This window comes from Tenacibaculum xiamenense (genome assembly GCF_964513065.1).
GTDB lineage: Bacteria > Bacteroidota > Bacteroidia > Flavobacteriales > Flavobacteriaceae > Polaribacter > Polaribacter xiamenense.
Map to the genome: position 1 here is coordinate 1 of NZ_CAZEQU010000037.1, position 14,725 is coordinate 14,725.

General features: G+C 32.0%; 14 protein-coding genes. 8 read left to right on the top strand and 6 right to left on the bottom strand.

Going from position 1 to position 14,725, the window contains the following annotated elements; genetic code table 11:
* From ACKTTV_RS16880 to ACKTTV_RS16915, 8 genes are all read left to right on the top strand, one after another.
* Positions 1-1,402 (top strand): T9SS type B sorting domain-containing protein (locus ACKTTV_RS16880; protein ID WP_408032044.1); only part of this gene is annotated, 1,402 nt, incomplete at its 5' end.
* A gap of 15 nt (positions 1,403-1,417) precedes the next feature.
* Positions 1,418-2,341, top strand: coding sequence for a PorP/SprF family type IX secretion system membrane protein (locus tag ACKTTV_RS16885; RefSeq protein ID WP_408032045.1), 924 nt, complete (start codon positions 1,418-1,420; stop codon positions 2,339-2,341).
* A gap of 88 nt (positions 2,342-2,429) precedes the next feature.
* On the top strand, positions 2,430-4,337 hold the full coding sequence (locus ACKTTV_RS16890; protein WP_408032046.1) for an OmpA family protein: 1,908 nt from the start codon (positions 2,430-2,432) through the stop codon (positions 4,335-4,337).
* Between the two features lie 395 nt (positions 4,338-4,732).
* Complete coding sequence (locus ACKTTV_RS16895; RefSeq protein ID WP_408032047.1) at positions 4,733-5,617, top strand: hypothetical protein; 885 nt, start codon at positions 4,733-4,735, stop codon at positions 5,615-5,617.
* A gap of 268 nt (positions 5,618-5,885) precedes the next feature.
* Positions 5,886-6,473 carry a porin family protein gene (locus ACKTTV_RS16900; RefSeq protein WP_408032048.1) on the top strand — a complete coding sequence of 196 codons (588 nt, stop codon included), beginning with the start codon at positions 5,886-5,888 and terminating at the stop codon, positions 6,471-6,473.
* A 348-nt stretch (positions 6,474-6,821) separates the two neighbouring features.
* Complete coding sequence (locus ACKTTV_RS16905) at positions 6,822-7,688, top strand: M23 family metallopeptidase (RefSeq protein WP_408032049.1); 867 nt, start codon at positions 6,822-6,824, stop codon at positions 7,686-7,688.
* Complete coding sequence (locus ACKTTV_RS16910; RefSeq protein WP_408032050.1) at positions 7,689-9,185, top strand: GH3 auxin-responsive promoter family protein; 1,497 nt, start codon at positions 7,689-7,691, stop codon at positions 9,183-9,185.
* A gap of 65 nt (positions 9,186-9,250) precedes the next feature.
* Positions 9,251-9,808 (top strand): MOSC domain-containing protein, encoded by a 558-nt coding sequence (locus tag ACKTTV_RS16915; protein WP_408032051.1) that lies wholly within the window; start codon positions 9,251-9,253, stop codon positions 9,806-9,808.
* Between the two features lie 2 nt (positions 9,809-9,810).
* Here the strand turns inward: ACKTTV_RS16915 and ACKTTV_RS16920 are convergent, their stop codons facing one another.
* The 6 genes from ACKTTV_RS16920 to ACKTTV_RS16945 form a co-directional block, all read right to left on the bottom strand.
* Positions 9,811-11,061: an RNA polymerase sigma factor gene (locus ACKTTV_RS16920; protein ID WP_408032052.1), complete on the bottom strand. Its 1,251-nt coding sequence runs from the start codon at positions 11,059-11,061 to the stop codon at positions 9,811-9,813.
* Positions 11,061-11,408: a YciI family protein gene (locus tag ACKTTV_RS16925; RefSeq protein WP_408032053.1), complete on the bottom strand. Its 348-nt coding sequence runs from the start codon at positions 11,406-11,408 to the stop codon at positions 11,061-11,063. The genes ACKTTV_RS16920 and ACKTTV_RS16925 overlap by 1 nt, the downstream gene beginning before the upstream one ends.
* Before the next feature lie 78 nt (positions 11,409-11,486).
* Positions 11,487-11,930, bottom strand: a complete 444-nt coding sequence (locus ACKTTV_RS16930) for a hypothetical protein (protein ID WP_408032054.1) — start codon at positions 11,928-11,930, stop codon at positions 11,487-11,489.
* A 48-nt stretch (positions 11,931-11,978) separates the two neighbouring features.
* Complete coding sequence (locus ACKTTV_RS16935) at positions 11,979-13,067, bottom strand: serine hydrolase (protein WP_408032055.1); 1,089 nt, start codon at positions 13,065-13,067, stop codon at positions 11,979-11,981.
* Positions 13,068-13,268: 201 nt separating this feature from the next.
* Positions 13,269-13,490, bottom strand: coding sequence for a hypothetical protein (locus ACKTTV_RS16940; protein ID WP_408032056.1), 222 nt, complete (start codon positions 13,488-13,490; stop codon positions 13,269-13,271).
* Positions 13,491-13,922: 432 nt separating this feature from the next.
* Positions 13,923-14,654 carry a DUF4097 family beta strand repeat-containing protein gene (locus ACKTTV_RS16945; RefSeq protein WP_408032057.1) on the bottom strand — a complete coding sequence of 244 codons (732 nt, stop codon included), beginning with the start codon at positions 14,652-14,654 and terminating at the stop codon, positions 13,923-13,925.
* Positions 14,655-14,725 lie beyond the last annotated feature (71 nt).

The following is a 14,725-nucleotide window of genomic DNA, read 5'->3' on the forward strand; positions in this document are numbered from 1 at the left end:
AATCACAGTAAATTCAGGAGCACCATCCGGTAGCTATACAGTTAGTTATGAGATTTGTGAGAATGGAGCAGTACCAGCAAACTGTGATACTACTACAGTTATTATTGTGGTTGATTTAGACAGTGATGGCGATGGTGTTTGGGATATGGATGATTTAGATGATGACAATGATGGTATCTTAGACAGTGTAGAACAAGATGGTGATCCAAATAGAGATACTGATGGCGATGGTATTCCTGATCATTTAGATTTAGATAGTGATGGCGATGGTATATCAGACCTTATAGAAAGTGGACAAGATGCGGATGTTGTGGATGCCGATGGTAATGGAGTATTGGATAGTACAACAGATACAGATAACGATGGTATTGTAGATAGTGCTGATGCTGATGATAATGATATCGCAGCAGGAGGAACTACGAATCCAGTAGATACCGATGGAGATGGTCGACCAGACTTCCAAGATCTAGATAGTGATAATGATGGAATCTCAGACTTAGTGGAGAGTGGTTCAGATCCTAATTTAGATGCAGATAATGATGGGGAAATTGATAGTCAAATCGATAGTGATGGTGATGGTATGGTGGATTCAGTAGACCCAGATAATGGAGGTAGTTCTCCTGACATTACAGATACCGATTCAGATGGTACTCCAGATTATCAAGATTTAGATAGTGATGGCGATGGAATTAGCGATCTTCAAGAAGGTGGAAGTGATACCTCATTGGATAGTGATGGTGATGGTATGATTGATGATACTACTGATAGTGATGGAGACGGTATGGTAGATTTAGTAGATCCAGATAATGGAGGCGATTCTCCCGATATACCAGATACCGATGGTGATGGCCTTCCAGATTATCAAGATGTAGATGATGATGGCGATGGTATCCTAACTTCTGAAGAAGATCTTGACGGAGATGGCAATCCTAACAACGATGATACCGATGGTGATGGTCTTCCAGATTATCAAGATGTAGATGATGATGGTGATGGTATCGATACTGTAGATGAGAATGCCGATTTAAATGGTGATGGTATTCCAGATGATGCTTTAGATAGTGATAGTGATGGAACACCAGATTATTTAGATCCTGATATAGTGGAATGTTTAACGGTGTACAATGAATTTTCACCAAATGGTGATGGTAAAAATGATACACTTATAATTTCCTGTATAGACGAAGAAAAGTATAGAAATAACTACTTAGAGGTGTATAATCGTTGGGGTAACTTAGTGTATAAGAAATATAATTATGACAATACTTGGGGAGGAATGTCATTTGGTAGGGCAAATGTAAACCAAGAAAAGAAATTGCCTTCTGGTACTTATTTCTATATATTGACTTTAGAGGATTCTAATGATATTAGAAAAGGATGGTTATATATAAATAATAATTAAATAAAGTATAATAAGATGAATAAACAAATAAGGAATTTAGCAATATTATACTTGTTAATTACGAGTGTATTTATTTACGGTCAACAAGATCCACAGTTCACACAGTATATGTTTAATACAATGAGCGTAAATCCTGCATATGTTGGTTCCAAAGGTCATGGAGTAATCAATTTATTAGGACGTGCCCAGTGGGTAGGTGTAGATGGAGCACCGCAAACTCAAACTTTGAGTTATGATACTCCTATTGGCTATAGTGGTGTTGGGTTAGGAGTTAATTTAGTGAATGATGTCATCGGTCCATCGCGAGAAACCTATTTGGATGCAAATGTATCGTATACAGTTCGTACTGCAAACGAAGGAAATTTAGCTTTCGGAATGAAATTAGGAGGACGTTTTTTTAACATCGATTGGACAAAAGGAATTTATAGAGATAAGGACGATTTACAATTGGCGACCCCTATCAATAGGTTTTTACCTACCATTGGAGCCGGAATTTATTATTACACCAATAATTGGTATGTAGGATTGGCTTTACCTAATATTTTACGTACTGAACATTATGACGACGTTAGTGGAGGTGGAAGCGTAGCTGTGGAACGGATGCACTATTTTTTTATTACTGGATATGTATTTGATTTAACAGACACTATAAAATTCAAGCCTGCTTTATTGACTAAAGTGGTTAGTGGAGCGCCATTATCATTAGATGTTTCAGCGAATTTCTTATTCAATGAGAAATTTAGAGCTGGAGTTGCATGGCGATGGGATGATTCGATTAGTGCTTTGTTAGGTTTCCAAGTGAGTAGATCGTTACAGATAGGTTATGCTTATGATTTAACGACGTCTAATTACAGTAATTATAATTCAGGGACACACGAGGTTTTAGTACAATATGAAATGTTCAGACCTCAAACAGTAAAATCCCCAAGGTTTTTCTAAAAGATAAATTAAAAAGAATATTAAAAGGCACCTTGCCTATGGTCGTTTGAAATTATAGACTATGGTGTCTTTGATAAAAAAAAGATAAATGAAACGTATTATTGTTACACTAATGTTATTTGTAGTGTGCTTAAAAGGGCTGGGGCAACGTAAGTATGCGGCGGATCGATATTTTAAAGAATATGCTTATACTAAATCAGCTGAATTATATCAGGAACTTTATGATAAGGGAGAAAAGTCTTATACTGTTTTAAGTAGATTGGCTGATTCCTATTATTTTATTTCCTCTTTTCAAATAGCGGAAAAATACTATCGTGAATTAATGAGTAATTATGAAAAGATTGCTTTTGCTAGGCATGTATTTAGATATTCTCATGTCTTAAAAAGTAATGGTAATCCTAGCGTGTCTGATAGGTGGTTGATAAAACTGAAAAAAATAAAAGAAGATGATACTAGAGTATTGGCATTAGAGAGTAATGAAGATTATTTTTCTGAATATATGAATAAACCAAAGACCTATATAAATATTCATAACTTATCTATAAATACGGAGTATTCAGATTTTGGAGGTTTTTCTCATAACGGTAAATTGTATTTTGCTTCATCTGGAGTTAATTCAAAGAATAGCAAAATATATGAATGGAATAATCAACCATATTTAAATGTATATAAATCAGAAGAATTTTTACTGGAAGCTGGAGCTATAGATGTTGGGATCCCTAAAGAATTAAACAGTTTAAATACTAAGTTTCACGAGTCTAATGCGGTTGTATCCAAAAATGGAAAAACAATTTATTTTACAAGAGGAACAATTACCAAGGATAGAACTAAAAAAGCTATATTAAAAATTTACAAAGCTAAAAAGCAATACAATGGTGTTTGGGGAGATATAAAAGAATTGCCATTTAATAGCGAAAATTATTCTGTAGGCCACCCAGCGTTGAGTCCAGACGAAAGGGAGCTTTATTTTGTGTCAGATATGCCTGGAGGGTATGGAGAAACAGATTTGTATAAAGTGTCAATTTTGGATAACAGTAATTATGGGAAGCCCCATAATTTAGGAAACCTTATTAATACAGAAGGTAGAGAAATGTTTCCATTCATAGGATCAGATAAGCAGCTTTATTTTGCTTCGGATGGTCATTTAGGTTTAGGAGCTTTGGATGTTTTTGAGAGTTCATTAGAAGATTCAAAATATGGTCCCCCTGTTAATTTGGGAGCTCCTATAAATGGTCCTATGGACGATTTTAGTTTTATTATAGATGAAAGTGGTAAAAGAGGATATTTTTCGTCAAATAGATCAGAAGGGAAAGGAGATGATGATATTTATAGTTTTAGAGTTTATAAATGTAAAGAGTCAGTAGAAGGTATTGTTAAAGATGCAAGAAGTAGTGAACCGATATTAGATGTGGTGGTTGAATTGTTTAATGAAAACGGTCAACTTGTAGTTAAAGATAAAACGAATTCGAGAGGAATGTATAGATTTGAAAACGTAAGCTGTGAGAATAATTTTGTCATTAAATTTACGAAAGATAATTATAAATTATCCAAAAGAATAATTACTACGTTAGATATTGATAAAGAGAAATTGATTCAAAATATAGACATGGAGAGGTTGATCGTAAACGATCAAATTGTCATTAATCCTATCTATTTCGATTTTGATCTTGATGTTATAAGAAAAGATTCTGAATTTGAGCTTGAGCATATTGTAGCTGTAATGAAAACATATCCTGAAATGAAAATAAGAATAGAATCACATACTGATAGCAGAGGAGAGGCTTCTTATAACAAAAAACTCTCGCAGCGAAGAGCAGATGCGACAAGTGAATATATTATTTCAAGAGGTATTTCAAAAGATAGAATTATAAGTGCTGTAGGTTACGGAGAAAGTCAACTTTTAAATCATTGTAAGAATGGTCGTAAAAGTAATTGTTCTGAAGAGGAGCATAAAGTGAATAGGAGGTCATATTTTTATGTGGTAAAGAAAAACTGATTTTTTTTCGGATTTTGTAAAATATTTTGTCCACTAATTATAGAAAAAAGGCTTCTTTAACTGTACAGTCCTCGATCTGAGTATTGCTTTAAATATTGTTTTACTTTACTAAATAACGTTTATAATTCTCTTTCTAGGCAAATCGGATCGTTGACCGTACTTTAAATTAAAATGTAAGGGGTATTTTAATTTAGCTTTAATCATGGAAGGGGAATGTTCTTCCAAAAAAAAATGGCTACTTCGGTAGCCATTTTTGCTTTAACGAAATTAGAAAATAGTTAAAATAAAAGTCTATAAAAAGTGAGCGTTTTCGTATAATTGTTAAACCCGAATTGTACACCATGAATTTCTGATACATAGTACGGGTTGAATCTCAGAATGAAACGAAAGAGTTTATGATCAATAAGCAAAAAAAATACTTGTTTTATCTATTGCTAATGTTAGCACCTTATTCTTATGCTCAAGAGTTAGAAGATGATTTTTCAGAGGAGGAAAATGAAATCATAGATGACTTGTTAAATGAAGAAAGTTTGGATGATCTATTAGCGTTGACTAATCTCAAATCTGATTTCATGGCTATTTCTTTTGACTATAATAGCAAGACTTACTTTTCAGGAAGAGATATTGGAATTGATCAGTTTAATATAACGCCTCAAATAACCTACTTAAGCTCTGGTGGTTTTTTTACGAATTTATCCGCAATGTATTACAGTGAATTTCAACCAAAATGGGATTTTGTTTTTATTACTTTAGGTTATGGACATCGATTTGGAAAGAATGACCAATTTAGATGGTTTACTTCATATGACCGTTACTTTTTTAGTGATCCTGATAGCAATCCTTTTAAAAATGCTATCAATGCTGGAATCGAAGTTGAAAACAAAAGCAGAACATTGGGAACCGATTTGACAACCTCCTATTTGTTTGGTACTGGAGGTTCAGTTCAATTTGTGTCTACAAGTTATGGTGAAATTAAATTGTTAGAAAAAGGGAAAAGTCAGCTCAAACTAAGATCAGAATTAAGAGTTACCGTTGGGCAACAGACCATTCAATTAGCTAGAACATTCAGATTTAGAGGTAGATTGATTACCGTTTATGAAGAGAACGATGATTTCGGATTGGTAAATACACAGCTGTATATTCCCCTTCAATATTCTTTCAATAATTTTGATATCGAATTTGGATATGTGTTTAATATTCCTTCAGAATTAGAAGGAGAAACAAATTTGCCAAATACTAGCACTTTCGCTGTATCCATCTCATATTTGTTTGGTTTATGATGAGGTTCCCAGAATGATTTATAGATAAGTAATGTGAGTAATAAACTTTAATAAAAAGTTATTATATCCTTAATTTTATAAAGAGTTTGGTCGGAATAGTTACCAGAGTTTTCATGATTATTTTACTAAACTTTTAAAATAAGGTCTGGCTTTTCTATAGAAGGTTCTATGTGTTCTTGTATTGCCTATAATTCATTAAATGAATTTTTTAAGCTTTTTTTTGGCATTGTATTTGTTAAATAGATGTGAGAATTAAACAAATAATATTATGAGAAAACTATTTTTATCTATTATTTTATTGACAGGGGTAGCCTTACAGGCTCAAGAAGTTCAATTTGGAGCAAAAGCGGGTTTAAATATTGCCAGTATCAATGGAGGCAATTTACAAGATTTAAGTTCTAGGACATCATTCCATTTCGGAGGGGTGGCTGAAATTCAGATTACTGATAAATTTTCTGTTCAACCTGAGATCTTATATTCTGCTCAAGGGGCTAAATTTAAAGCATCTGAAGGGCTTATAGAAACGAATGTAACTTGGAAATTAGATTATTTAAACATACCAGTAATGGCAAAGTATTACTTAGCAGATGACTTTAGTCTAGAAGCTGGTCCTCAAATCGGTTTTTTATTATCATCAAAAGCAGATGTTGAGTTGAATGATGCTTCTGTAGAGCAGGATATTAATGATGTTGTAAAGAGCACAGATTTTGGATTAAATTTTGGTTTAGGGTATAAATTAGATAATGGCTTAAACTTTGGGGCTCGTTATAATCTTGGTTTGTCTAACATGCTAAAGGAATCTTCTGAAAGTTCTAAGAATGGAGTTTTTCAATTTTCAGTGGGATATAATTTCTAATGAATAAAAAAAATGATAGGGGAAGTTTTAAATAACTTCCCCTTTTTTGTTTTAGAGATGGACTCGTTTACCTCAATATGGCTGGTTCTTCTCTGGTTATTTCCTTTGATTTTCAGAAATATCGGTTGTCTAGTATAATTTCAACTTAATTTTCTGATAAAATTGAAAACTCAAGAAAGGTTCATAGAAAAACTTCGAATACTTCATTGTATATTTGAACCTGAATTCAGTATTAGAACTTCGTTATGGATATTGAAATGGCGAGAAAATATCAGATTTTGAAGTAGTTTCTATATGGAATAGATTTTCTAATATATAATTCGGGTTGAACCGATAAACAAACAAACTGTGGCCAAAAAAGATAAAAAACGAAAGTTTAAACAAAAACTAACTGATAAATACCGTTTAGTAATTTTAAATGAAGATACTTTTCAGGAGCGGTTTTCTTTGAAATTATCAAGGTTAAACGTGTTCGTTCTTGGAGGGCTTTTTTCAATTCTCTTAATAGTGCTAACAACGTTATTAATTGCATTTACTTCATTAAGAGAATACATACCAGGCTATTCTTCTACTTCTTTAAAAAGAAAAGCTACTCGATTAACGTATGAAGCAGATTCTTTGAAAAACAGACTGGAAGTTCTAGAAACATATACTAAGGCATTAAGGCCCGTTTTAACTGGTGAGATTGAACCTGAAAAAATTGATTCGATTGTAAATATTAAAGATGGTGGAGTTTCTTTTGATGAAAGTAAATTACAAGCAACCAAGAAAGACTCTTTGTTTAGAGAGAAAGTTGAAAGTAAAGATAGATTCCCATTGTCGGAGGCAGGTGATAGCAGAGCTAAAAATGTGTTCTTTTCACCTCTTACAGGAGTCGTTTCTCAAGACTATGATATTAACAGTAGGCATTATGCAGTCGATATTGTAGCAAAGACAGGAACACCTGTAAAAGCAATTGCCGATGGAACAGTTATTTTAGCAGAATGGACTACGGAAACTGGATATGTTATTATGGTACAACATTCAAATCAATTTTTATCCGTATACAAACATAATGGAACGTTGTTAAAGCAACAAGGAGAGTTTGTAAAGTCTGGTGAGGTGATTGCGAATGTAGGATCAACAGGGGAGTTAACAACAGGACCGCATTTACATTTTGAACTCTGGAATGACGGATATCCAGTAAACCCAATTAATTATATAGCTTTTCAATAAATGAGTATCAAATCAAAACTAGCAATCCCATTTGCAAAACAGGTAAGAAAGCGAGTATATAAATGGGCTAATAATCCTCATAAAACACAAAAAAAGGTATTTGAATATTTGGTGTCTGAAGGATGTAAAACAGCCTTTGGAAAAGATCATGATTTTATTTCAATAAATAATTACGAGGATTTTAAAAAACGAGTTCCAATTAACGATTATGAAGGGCTAAGACCTTATGTAGATCGAGTGGTTGAAGGAGAAGAAAATGTATTGTGGAAAGGACGCCCTTTGTATTTTGCTAAAACTTCAGGAACAACTTCAGGAGCAAAATACATTCCAATTACAAAAGAATCAATGCCTACTCATATTAAAGCAGCACGAAATGCATTGTTGTTTTATATTGCTGAAACAAAAGATGCTAGTTTTGTAAATGGAAAAATGATTTTCTTACAAGGAAGTCCAGAGTTAGAAGATAAAAATGGGGTAAAACTCGGTCGTTTAAGTGGAATTGCGGCACACTATGTTCCTAACTATTTATTGAAAAATAGATTGCCTAGTTGGGAAACCAATTGTATCGAAGATTGGGATACAAAAGTGGATAAAATAGTAGAAGAAACACTTCCAGAAAACATGACGGTAATTAGTGGAATTCCTTCATGGGTTCAAGTTTATTTTGAAAAGTTAATAGAAAAAACAGGGAAAAAAATATCTGAACTATTTCCAAATTTTAATTTCTTCGTTTACGGAGGAGTTAATTTCGAGCCTTATAAAAATAAGTTTGAAGCTTTAATTGGTAAGAAAATAGATTATGTAGAATTGTATCCTGCTTCGGAAGGTTTTATAGCTTATCAAGATTCTCAAATAGAAAAAGGGATGTTGTTACAACTAAACTCAGGTATGTTCTATGAGTTTATTCCTGCTTCTGAATTTTATAATGAAAACCCAACAAGAATATCTTTAAAAGATGTTGAACTAGGTGTTAACTACGTAATTATTTTAAATACTTCGGCCGGTTTGTGGGGGTATAATATTGGAGATACTGTTGAGTTTACTTCCTTGAAGCCTTACAGAATAAAAGTTACGGGTAGAATAAAGCATTTTATTTCGGCTTTTGGAGAACATGTTATTGGTAAGGAAGTAGAAAAGGCATTGAATGATGCCATTAAAGGAACTGATATAAACGTAAGTGAGTTTACGGTTGCTCCTCAGGTAAATCCTGAATCTGGATTACCGTATCATGAGTGGTTTATCGAATTTGAAACCGAACCTGAAAGCATAGAAGAAATGGCATCAAAAATTGATGTTTCTATGCAAGAACAAAATATTTATTATAGAGACTTAATTGACGGTAAGATTTTAAAAACCTTGGTAATAAAAAAGGTAAAAAAAGGAGGCTTTCATGAGTACATGAAATCTATAGGAAAGTTCGGTGGACAAAATAAAATTCCTCAGTTATCAGATAATCGAAAAATAGCGGATGTGTTAGAGAGTTTTATTATAGAGTAATTCGCTTTTAAAAATAGAAATGGCTGTAAAAAGTTAAATAAATCCTATATATTAAAAATATACACATGAAAATTATTGCAACAAACATCGGAGAGCGAAAAGAGATAGACTGGAAAGGTAAAACGGTAACAACTGGAATTTTTAAATATCCAGTGGAGAAATCTGTCTTTTTGGATAAAGAAGAGGTGAAAGGAGATGCAATTTGCAATAGAGAACATCATGGAGGAATAGATCAAGCAGTTTATGGATATTCTTTAAAACATTATGATTACTGGAAAGAATTGTATCCTGATTCAGATTGGGACTTAGGAATGTTTGGAGAGAATCTTACCATTGATGATTTGGATGAATCTAAAATTCATGTTGGAGATACATATAAAGTTGGTGAAGTAATTTTAGAAGTTACAAAACCAAGACAACCTTGTATGAAACTAGGAGTGCGATTTAACAATATGAAAATCGTAAAACAGTTTTGGAAACAAGATTTTCCTGGTATTTATTTCAAAGTAGTGCAAACAGGTGAAGTAAAAGCGGGAGATGAGTTGGAGCAAATAAAGAAATGTTCTGAAAATCCAACAATCGCTGAGGTATATCGAAATAAAAGAACTGAAAAAGGAATGTAGCCTTAACAATTCAGTTTATTTTCTAGCTTGAGTTTTTTGCTTTGTAAATAATTCTTTTCTAGTTGATTGTTAACTTTTTCAATGGCAAAATTTAAATACTCAATTGCTTTTTTTAGGTTATTTGTGTAATAGTAATAATCCGATTTGGCTCCATAATATAAATAAGAGCGTTGTTCCAATTCTTCAATCTTAATCTTGTCAAAATAAAAGTTGGCCTTTATGTAATTCTTGTCTTGAAGAGAAACAACGGCCATGTTCAATAAATAGTAAGGAGAAGGCTTTAACGCTAATAGACACTCGTACCAATAAAGTATTTTTTTCCAGTTTGTTGATTCAAAGCTAGAAGCTTTTATGTGTTCAGCGGCAATAGCAGCTTCATAGTGATAACAGGATCTTTCATCGTCTTCCACGGCTTTATTCATCATTGCATTTCCCAATTGAATTAAAGGGAATGACCATTGGGATCTATCTTGACTTTTTAAATCTAAAATTTCATTTTGTTCGTTGGTCTTGGACTCTAAGCGGGCGGCATGAAAACACATAAGCGCAAACAGCGCATAAACGCTAGGAATGTTCGTGTATTTATTTTTTAATAAGAATTTGCATAATCTAAGAGCTTCTCCGCAAAGTTCTTTTCGAATGAGAGTATCTTTATTGTTTGAATGAAATCCTTCGTTAAAAATGAGGTATAGTACTTCTAATACTTGTTCAATTCTTTTTCTTAAATCAAGTCCTTGGGGAATGGTAAACTGAATGCCACTACTTGTAATAAATTTCTTGGCTCTAGAAAGTCTTTTTTTTATGGACTCTTCTTTTGTGAGGAGTGCAAGGGCAATTTCCTTCGTACTAAATCCAGAAATAGTTTTTAATGAAAAAGCAATTTGATCTTTCGGGTTCAATTTAGGGTGACAGGCTGTAAAAATCATTCGAAGTTGAGCATCTTCAATCTGAGTGTCTAGGAAAAAATCATTAAGTGCAATGGTTTGTGCACCATGAGATAACTCTGGTGTATGCTTTTTTTCATTTTTAAGTTTTCTAAAAATATCAAGTAATCGATTCTTAGCAGCTTGAGTAAGCCAAGCTTCAGGATTTTCCGGAAGGTTTATTTTCCAGCTAATACTTGCTTTCAGAAAAGTGTCTTGAATAGAATCCTCAATGATTTCAAGATTCGAAAGCCCAAATATTCGTGTTAAAACAGCAACCATCTTTCCGCGATGGTGGCGGAATAGATGGTCTATGTGTTTATTTTCCATTAATGATCGAAAACCATTATTTCACGAATCTCCACAGTATTTCCCAAGTCATAATCTGGAAAATCTTGAGCAATTTCCTGAACGGCATCGAAATCTTTTGCTTTAACTAAATAGTATCCACCTACTATTTCTTTTACTTCAGCAGAAGTTAAATCGGTAACGGTCCTGTTTTTACCAATAATTCGTCGTATTTGAGGGGTTAAAGCTTCTCCTCCTCTTAATACACCTGCTTTTTCCATTTTATTGCCCCAAGCAAACCATTTTTCCATTCTTCCTTGAATATCTTCTTGAGAAAGTCCTAAATCGGCATATTCAGAGCCAATAAAAATCATCATAAAATCTTTCATAATTTAAATTTAATAAGTTTTGTATTATTAAGACGATTATCAAATGAAAATAGGGGACACTTTTTTACTTTTTTTTTGTTAACCTCTATATTGTTCTTTTTTTCTGAAGACCATATTTACTCTAAATTTTGATTCACCACCAAAAATTTCAATATCATCTCCACCACCAGCGCTAATGTTTCCAGCCTTGGCATTATACGCATCTACATACTCAAATCCCAATTTGGATAATGCATTGAGTAAATCGGTCTGATTTCTAACTCTAAGTTTTTTTCTGTTCTGCAATAATGTTTCTAATTTTTCCAAAACATCTGCATAACTAGATCTTTTATAATTAATTTCAATATTAATACCTCCAAAGAGTTTGGTGTTTTCAGAGGTAATAATTACGTACTCAGGTAGCTCATTAATATTAATACTTGTTGACTCTGTTTTAGTTACTGACAATTCTTGAGCAGTAGCATTTATACCTACAAAAAGTACCAATAAAGCTACAATAGTTAATCTTCTTAAATTTTTCATTTTTTACTTTTTTTAATTATTAATTTTTATGTTCGTGGTTATTCATCTTTAGTTTTGAAGAAGTAATTCTTTTTTTAATTGTTCTCTAAATTCTTCGTCTGTCAAGATACCTGCTTCAAATTCATTCATACTCATCTGAAGCCTTTTGCTTTGGATAAAATTTAAATCGTTAATAAAATAAGATAATTCAGTTGTGTTGTCTTCTTTGTCAGTTGCATATAACGCTTTGGTTAATACAAAAGCAGTTGATCCTCCCTTCATCCCTAAATGGTCAAACCATTGACCATTTGATGGATCATCAAGTGGAAATTCCATAATTTCATCTAAATATGTATGTGTTTTTTTGCTAAAATATGTTCTCGAATTAATCTTGTGCATAATCTCAACATATTCTTTTACGGTTGAATTCGGTAAGTTATCGGACCATATTCTTTCAAGGTTTGGGTTTCTTTCCCCAATATCATTTTTATAAGTGCTGTCCTGTTCCATTTTGTTGTGAATACTAAATGTTGCTTTTCGGTATTCATCTATAGTTAGGTTTTTTAAAGCAGTTACAAGTTCTTCATCCTTCAAATTAGGGAACACTTCTTTCCCAACGAATAAGGCAGAGACAATATAATATATTTCGGAGTGATTTTTTATTCCTAAGCTATCCAGACGATCATTAATGTTTTGAAGACCAAGTTTTTTACAAAGCCATTCTGTATTGGCATTTGAACTAAAAGAGATCATACCTTTTACAATTTCTCTGATAGCTATTTTTTCATCTTGAATTTTATCCTTTACTTTTATCAACCAATTCTTTTGCGCTCCACCATCAGTATTCGGAACATAATAATGATTCAAATCACTTAATGGAACGGCTTCGTCAGGATTAATAAGCCCATTTGCTGCTTGCTCCGCGTATTCTATGGCAATAATTATTTTTACTGCACTTGCAAGCGGCATCATTTTATTTGGATTTTTTTCAATAATTAAAGTGTCATTTCTAATTAATTTGATAGATGTTTTTTCTGGGTTCTCTTTGATGAAGTTTAAAACGGTATTTTTATTTGGTTTGAAATAGGAAGTTCCAATTCCTCCAAGAATAATAAGAATAAGTACTATAATTCCTATCATAATAAATGTTTTTTTCATGATTGTTTGTTTGAGGGTTTAGTAAGGAGGTTGTGTGGCTCTTATTAGTTATTTTTATTAACTGTGATATTTATTGCGTATTTGAATGCCTGAAGTGACAAAATCAAAAAGCAATATTTGCGCTACCCTTGACCACTATTTTATTTTGTTATCCATATAATTATGGATTCAAAAAAATTAAGATTACAAATGTTTAATGTTCTATAATGAATTTAATAAGTTAATCGGTTTTGAATTGAGGATTAACTTAAAATGGTTGTCGAGATTCATTTTTACTTCGGTATTAAATTCGTTGAAAATAGAACCGAATTTAAGGCCGTCGTAGGTCAAGTTTTCTAGGCTGTCTCTGTTACAGTAGGTGGAGAATAGTTGGTTTTGATACTTCTCCGTTGTAGTTGCAAATGTTCTTTCTAAATCTTTCATTTTACTTTTTTATAATATGTGAATAGTAGCGATTTTCTATTCACTAACTTATTGGTTAAGTTTTGATTATAAATTTATGAAAATCACTTCTGATTAACTACTTAAACATCATTTTTTTACAAGGTATTTTATTCCATTATGTGCACATATTAATAATATAGATAGCTATTGTTTTTTTAATGTAATTATATTGTTAGCTGAAAGAAAAGGAGTCCGAAATAATAAGGTTCTTTTTCCTTTTTTCTTAGATAAGTTTGAATTTGTTTTCTGTGCGAATTCAATTATAGAATTTGAAAGAAATGGAGAGGAATTAATAAAAAAAAACTTACCCTAGGGCAAGTTTTTTAATTTTGATTGCAACGTATTTTGAATCGTTTTATGTTTTTTTATAAATCATTTGATCTGTTATGATAAAGTCTTAAACCTATTTTATTATAGTTGAGGTTTTCTAAGAAAAATATCTCCACTAATAGATTTAAGTTTTAGGTTTAGTTTTCCAGATTTAATTTTACCATATATCCTATGACCAAAACCTTCTTCTTGTTTTTTAAAGTCGATATCTAAATTTGAATATACTGTTCCTGTAAGCGTTTCTGCACGAAATTTAGCATTCGAAACAAAGAGGTCAATTTCTCCGCTAATTGTTTTTAAATCTAAATCTGTAGAGTATTTTTCAATAGTGATGTTACCGCTTATAAGATCTAGTTTAAGCTTGCCATTATATGAAAGAGCGTTTACGGAACCCGTGATACTCTTGATTTTTAAATCCATGTTTTGAGGAACAAAAATTTCATAATCAATAATAACCGACGTGTTATTGGTATAACAGGTGTTAACACAATTATTATTACCTTTTTTAACAGATACTAATTTGTGATTTTTTTCAAAAAAGTTAGCATAATCTGAACGAATATTTAAAGTCTCGTTAAACTTGTCACTTTTTAAACTGTATAAATCATTCTCGCTATTTTCATTTAGATTTACCATAGCTTTAATATATAATTCGTTTTTATCCCAATTTTTAAGCTCTATTTTATTGGCAAAATCAAGTTTTAAGTCAATGTTTGTAATACCTTTAGTGCTCTTTTTGAGCTCTATTTTTTTTTGAGAATATAGGTTGCTAAAAGACAATAGCATTCCTATGAATAAGAAGATTCCTTTCATCGTATAAAGTTTTAAGAATTTGTGTGAGAACTCATTTTGAGTATGCCAACTGGCAGAAGTTCTGGATGAGT

Coding starts and splice junctions, on each gene's coding strand:
- ACKTTV_RS16900 (WP_408032048.1), top strand. CDS start 5,886: ATGAGAAAACTATTTTTATCTATTATTTTATTGACAGGGGTAGCCTTA.
- ACKTTV_RS16930 (WP_408032054.1), bottom strand. CDS start 11,930: ATGAAAAATTTAAGAAGATTAACTATTGTAGCTTTATTGGTACTTTTT.
- ACKTTV_RS16890 (WP_408032046.1), top strand. CDS start 2,430: ATGAAACGTATTATTGTTACACTAATGTTATTTGTAGTGTGCTTAAAA.
- ACKTTV_RS16935 (WP_408032055.1), bottom strand. CDS start 13,067: ATGAAAAAAACATTTATTATGATAGGAATTATAGTACTTATTCTTATT.
- ACKTTV_RS16940 (WP_408032056.1), bottom strand. CDS start 13,490: ATGAAAGATTTAGAAAGAACATTTGCAACTACAACGGAGAAGTATCAA.
- ACKTTV_RS16885 (WP_408032045.1), top strand. CDS start 1,418: ATGAATAAACAAATAAGGAATTTAGCAATATTATACTTGTTAATTACG.
- ACKTTV_RS16895 (WP_408032047.1), top strand. CDS start 4,733: ATGATCAATAAGCAAAAAAAATACTTGTTTTATCTATTGCTAATGTTA.
- ACKTTV_RS16925 (WP_408032053.1), bottom strand. CDS start 11,408: ATGAAAGATTTTATGATGATTTTTATTGGCTCTGAATATGCCGATTTA.
- ACKTTV_RS16915 (WP_408032051.1), top strand. CDS start 9,251: ATGAAAATTATTGCAACAAACATCGGAGAGCGAAAAGAGATAGACTGG.
- ACKTTV_RS16910 (WP_408032050.1), top strand. CDS start 7,689: ATGAGTATCAAATCAAAACTAGCAATCCCATTTGCAAAACAGGTAAGA.
- ACKTTV_RS16945 (WP_408032057.1), bottom strand. CDS start 14,654: ATGAAAGGAATCTTCTTATTCATAGGAATGCTATTGTCTTTTAGCAAC.
- ACKTTV_RS16920 (WP_408032052.1), bottom strand. CDS start 11,061: ATGGAAAATAAACACATAGACCATCTATTCCGCCACCATCGCGGAAAG.